This window comes from Amycolatopsis sp. NPDC059021 (assembly GCF_042739895.1).
GTDB lineage: Bacteria > Actinomycetota > Actinomycetes > Mycobacteriales > Pseudonocardiaceae > Amycolatopsis.
This window is the reverse complement of record NZ_JBHYIQ010000038.1, coordinates 49624-54256: the sequence shown is the minus strand read 5'-3', so window position 1 is coordinate 54256 and position 4633 is coordinate 49624. Positions and strand designations below refer to the sequence as shown.

The following is a 4633-nucleotide window of genomic DNA, read 5'->3' as shown; positions in this document are numbered from 1 at the left end:
CTCACCGCGCCTCGCGCCTCGCTATTCTCTCGCCCCACCCGCCCCTCGCAGCGTCGCTGACCCCCCCCCCCGACCCCCACCCCCCCCCCCCTTCAGCTCACGTGGCCCGGGTTTCGTTGAGGTAGTTGTAGATCGTGTACCGGGTCACGTCGAGCTGCCCGGCCAGGTGGTCGACAGCGTCCTTGATGAGGAAGAACCCCGCCTCGTCCAGTTCGCGGACCACCGCGGCCTTGTGTTGTTTCTTCATCAGCTCCACCGGGATCCCGGCCTTGCCGACCGCGCGTTCGACGAGGTACCGCTGCAGGCTGTCCACGTCCGGCGGGAAGGTTTCCCGCTGCGGCGTCTCGGTTCCCTCCGCGCCGGTGAGTTCGCTGTTGACGCACAGGCAGCCGATCGCGACGCCTTCGGCGTCCCGCAGGAACAGCGTCGACGAACGGATCGCGCGGCCGTCCGGTCCGTGGGTGCGGTAGTTCGTCAGATCCTGCGTCGTGCCACGGCGGACGAGGCCGAGCAGCAGATCGGTCATCGGGCCGCCGACGGTCCGGCCGGTCAGCTCCCCGGCGATCGCGATGATCGAGTCCGGCAGCCTGCTCAGGTCGTGCAGCAGCACCTCGTTGCCCGGCCCGAGCATCGCGGCGAGGCCGTGCACGGCCGGGATCAGCGCGGTGAGCAGCTCCGGCGACGCGGGAGTCTCCCCCGGCGCGGCGGGAACGGCGTTCGGCGCGACCGTCCGAACAGGACGGTGGAGCCGGTCGAGCGACGAGCGCAGCAGTTCCGCGGCCGACGCCGGCGTCGAGGCGTGTGGCGAGAGGCGGACGTGCTCGGGACGCACCGTCGCGGCGATGCCGTCCGCCGACAGCGCGGCGCCGACCTGCTCGGCCGGATGGCCCGGCAGGCTGAACGCGAGAATGCCCGCGCGACGCTCGGTGGCCGACACGATTTCGCCACCGAAGGACTTCACCACGTCCTCCAGTTCCCCGACCCGTTCGGCGATGCGCGCGGCGATCGCGCCGACCCCGGCCTCCTCGGCCAGTTCCAGCGCCGCCGCGAACGCCCCCGACGTCACCGGGCTGAGATTGCTGATCGACCACGCGGCCGCCATCGGGTCGGCGGTGTGGATCTCGTCGTCGAACAGGCCCGGGTCCCGTGCGCCGGTCCAGCCGGACAGCACCGGATCCATGCGTTCCAGCGCGCGGTCCGACAGCACCGCGAACCCGGTGCCCCAGCCCGCGCGCAGCCACTTCTGCCCGCCGACGACGAGGACGTCCGCGACCTCCCACGGCGCCTCGGTGACACCGAACCCCTGGATGCCGTCCACCACCAGCAACCGGTCGCCGACGACGTCGCGCAGCGCGGCGAGGTCGGCGCGGTAGCCGGTGCGGAAATCGACCGCGCTGACCGACACCATCGAGGTCTCCGGCGTCAGTTCGGCGGCGACGGCCTCGGGCGTGACGTAACCCCGCGGTGGACGCATCCGCCGCACGGTGAGACGACCGGCCTGCTCGGCCCGCGCCCACGGGTAGGTGTTCGCCGGGAACTCCCCCGCGGACACCAGCGCCTCGCCGCCGGGCGCGTTGAACGCCGCCTGGAACAGGCCGAGGCTGGTGTGCGGCAGCAGCACGGTGTGGTCGGTGTCGCTGCCGCACAGCCGCGCCGCGGCCGCCTTGGCGCGGATCTCCTGCCGCATCAGCTCGTCCACAGTGGACGGACCGGCCGTCGTCGTCTGGTCGAGCAGGCGCGCGGTGGTGTCCAGCACGGCGTGCGAGGGCGGGCCGAAGCGCGCGAAGTCGAGGTAGCCCGCGGGCTCGTCGAACTGCAGCAGGTACCGGGGCGAAATCCTCATGACGCGAGCACCCTGGCCAGGAACTGCCGGGTACGCTCGTGTTTCGGCGCGCTCAGCACCTCGCCCGGCGGGCCGGTCTCCACCACGGCGCCGTCGGCCATGAAAACCACGTCGTCGGCGGCTTCGGCGGCGAAGCCCATCTCGTGTGTCACGACCACCATCGTCATCCCCTCCGCGGCCAGCGTGTTCATCACCGCCAGCACCTCCCCGACCAGCTCCGGATCCAGCGCCGACGTCGGCTCGTCGAACAGCATCAGCTTCGGCTTCATCGCCAGCGACCGCGCGATCGCCACCCGCTGCTGCTGCCCGCCGGACAGCTGCGCCGGGTACGCGTCCGCGCGATGTGCGAGGCCGACGCGATCCAGCAGTTCGAGCGCCTCGGCCCGCGCGGCGTCCGGATCGGTGCCGCGAACCCGGATCGGGCCCTCGACGACGTTGTCCAGCACGGTCCGGTGCGCGAACAGGTTGAACCGCTGGAACACCATCCCGATGTCCCGCCGCTGCCGGGCGACGTCACGTTCCTTGAGCTCGTACAGTTTTCCGTCGCGCAGCCGGAAGCCGATCGGCTCACCGTCGACCCAGATCTGCCCGGCGTCGATGGTCTCCAGATGGTTGATGCAGCGCAGGAACGTGCTCTTGCCCGCGCCGGACGGCCCGAGCAGGCAGACGACCTGTCCCTTGTGGACTTCCAGATCGATGCCCTTGAGCACCTCGGTGTGTCCGAAGGATTTGCGGACGCCGACCGCGCGCAACAGTGGCTCAGACACGGGACCCCCTCGTCAGCGGCGCGCCCTTCAACGCCTTGGCCGCACGCGCCATCGGCCCCCGGTCGGAAGCGTCGAAGGCGCGTTCCAGATAGTGCTGGCCGACCCCGGCGACGGTGACCACCACCATGTACCAGATCGCGGCGGCGAGCAGCGTTTCCATCACCAGCAGGTTGTTCGAGGAGATGTTGTTGGCCGCGTGGATCAGCTCGGTCACCCCGATCACCGACGCCATCGACGTCCCCTTGAGCATGTTGATGAAGTCGTTGCCGGTCGGCGGGATGATCACCCGCATCGCCTGCGGCAGCACGACCCGGCGCAGCGTCGCGCCCGGCGTCATGCCGATCGACTTCGCCGCTTCGGTCTGTCCACTGTCGACACTGTTCAGCCCGGCGCGGACGATTTCGGCCATATACGCGCTTTCGTTGAGCGCGAGGCCGAGCAGCGCGGCGGTGAACGCGCTGATCAGCACGTTCGTCTGCTCGTGGAGCAGGTAGCCGCCGAAGGGCAGCGGGATCGAGATCACCGGGAAGATCAGCGCGAGGTTGTACCAGATGAGGATCTGCAGCAGTACCGGAAGCCCGCGGAAGAGCCAGATGTAGCCCGCGGCGAACCAGCGCGCGACGGGGTTGGCGCTGCGGCGCAGCAACGCGATCACGATGCCGATGACAATCGCCGCCGCCTGCGCGATCACCGCGAGCACCACGGTGTTGAGCAGGCCGACGGCCATCACCCGGTACCACAGGAAATCCGGGACCTGGTCCCAGGCGATCTGCGCGTTGCCGAGCGCGATCCCGAGCAGCACCAGCAGCGCGAGGATGACGGCCGCGCTGACCCAGCGGCCCCAGTGCCGGAGCCGGACGATCGGCAGCGGTGCGTCATCAGCTCCCGCCATTGACCCGCACCTCCTTGACCGCGCCCTGCTCGACGCCCCACGCCTGGAGGATCTTGCCGTACGTGCCGTCGGTCACCAGCGCCTGCAACGCCTTCTGGACGGCGTCGGTCAGCGGCTTGTTCTGCTTGTTGACGCCGAGGCCGTAGGGCCCGCCGTTGATCGGCTCGCCGGGGACGACCTCGAAGAACTTGCCCTCGCCCGCGGTGCGGGAGATGTAGACGGCGCTGGGCAGGTCGTTGAGGATCGCGGCGACGCGGCGGGTGCGCAGCTGGTTCTGGTTCTGCGTGTCGCTGTCGGTCGCGGTGACGGTGATCGCCTGCTTACCCGCCGCGGTGCACTTCCCGCTCTGCTCGGTGGCGAACTTCTGGTGGCTGGTGCCCTGCACGAGCGCGACGTTCTTGCCGCACAACGTGTCCGGTCCGGCGATGCCCTCGGGATTGCCCTTGGCGACCATGATCGTGATGCCCGAGGAGAAGTAGTCGACGAAGTCGATCTGTTCCTGGCGGGCCTTGGTGTCGTTCATCGCGGCCATGGTCAGGTCAACGCGGCCGGACTGGAGGCTGGTGATGAGCGAGCCGAACGCCATGTCCTGGTGGGTGACCGTGACGCCGAGCTTGGCCGCGATCGCCTTGGCGAGGTCGACCTCGTAGCCGATCGGGGTCTTGCCGTCGGCGGAGTAGAAGTTGTTGGGCGCGGACTGGATGTTCGAGGCCAGGTGCAGCACGCCGGCCTGCTTGACGTTCGCGGGAAGCGCTTCCTTCAGCGCGGGGTCCGGCTTCACCGCGGCGAGGAGCGCGGCGTTGTCCGGGATCGCCGACGGTGCCGCCGCGGCGGCCTGGGACTTGCCGCCCGCGCCGTCCGGGCCGCCGCCACAAGCGGCAGCGCCCAACGAGACCAGCGCGATCAGCCCGCCCAGTGCGGCGACACGCCAGGGACGGGGACGGAACGAGGGGACCGGCGGCATGACGACCTCCAAGGTGGGGCGCTCGGATGGAGGCACGCTACAACTCGTTGTTGAAGTCGTCAACGTCGTGTTGAAAGATGCTGAAGGGGGGTTTAGTCCCAAGTGGAGGGCGGTCAAAACCCCTCAACACCGCGACGGGGCTGGAAGAACCCCTCAAGACAACGCCC

4 protein-coding genes are annotated in these 4633 nt (G+C 69.9%); all 4 read right to left on the bottom strand.

What is annotated here, in order from left to right:
- Positions 1–97: 97 nt before the first annotated feature.
- From ACFWX1_RS22780 to ACFWX1_RS22765, 4 genes are read right to left on the bottom strand one after another with little or no spacing between them, the layout of a single operon-like run.
- Positions 98–1843: an aminotransferase class V-fold PLP-dependent enzyme gene (locus ACFWX1_RS22780; protein ID WP_378390340.1), complete on the bottom strand. Its 1746-nt coding sequence runs from the start codon at positions 1841–1843 to the stop codon at positions 98–100.
- The gene (locus tag ACFWX1_RS22775; protein WP_378390338.1) at positions 1840–2610 is read right to left on the bottom strand and encodes an amino acid ABC transporter ATP-binding protein; all 771 of its coding nucleotides are present in this window, start codon (positions 2608–2610) and stop codon (positions 1840–1842) included. Before ACFWX1_RS22775 ends, ACFWX1_RS22780 begins: the two co-directional genes overlap by 4 nt.
- Entirely contained in the window at positions 2603–3502 is a 900-nt protein-coding gene (locus tag ACFWX1_RS22770) for an amino acid ABC transporter permease (RefSeq protein ID WP_378390336.1), read from the bottom strand. Before ACFWX1_RS22770 ends, ACFWX1_RS22775 begins: the two co-directional genes overlap by 8 nt.
- A complete protein-coding gene (locus tag ACFWX1_RS22765; protein WP_378390334.1) occupies positions 3489–4466 on the bottom strand; it encodes an ABC transporter substrate-binding protein in 978 nt (325 codons plus the stop codon). Before ACFWX1_RS22765 ends, ACFWX1_RS22770 begins: the two co-directional genes overlap by 14 nt.
- Positions 4467–4633 lie beyond the last annotated feature (167 nt).

Excerpts from the sequence above, each read along its gene's own strand:
- ACFWX1_RS22765 (WP_378390334.1), bottom strand. The coding sequence starts at position 4,466 with ATGCCGCCGGTCCCCTCGTTCCGTCCCCGTCCCTGGCGTGTCGCCGCA.
- ACFWX1_RS22780 (WP_378390340.1), bottom strand. The coding sequence starts at position 1,843 with ATGAGGATTTCGCCCCGGTACCTGCTGCAGTTCGACGAGCCCGCGGGC.
- ACFWX1_RS22770 (WP_378390336.1), bottom strand. The coding sequence starts at position 3,502 with ATGGCGGGAGCTGATGACGCACCGCTGCCGATCGTCCGGCTCCGGCAC.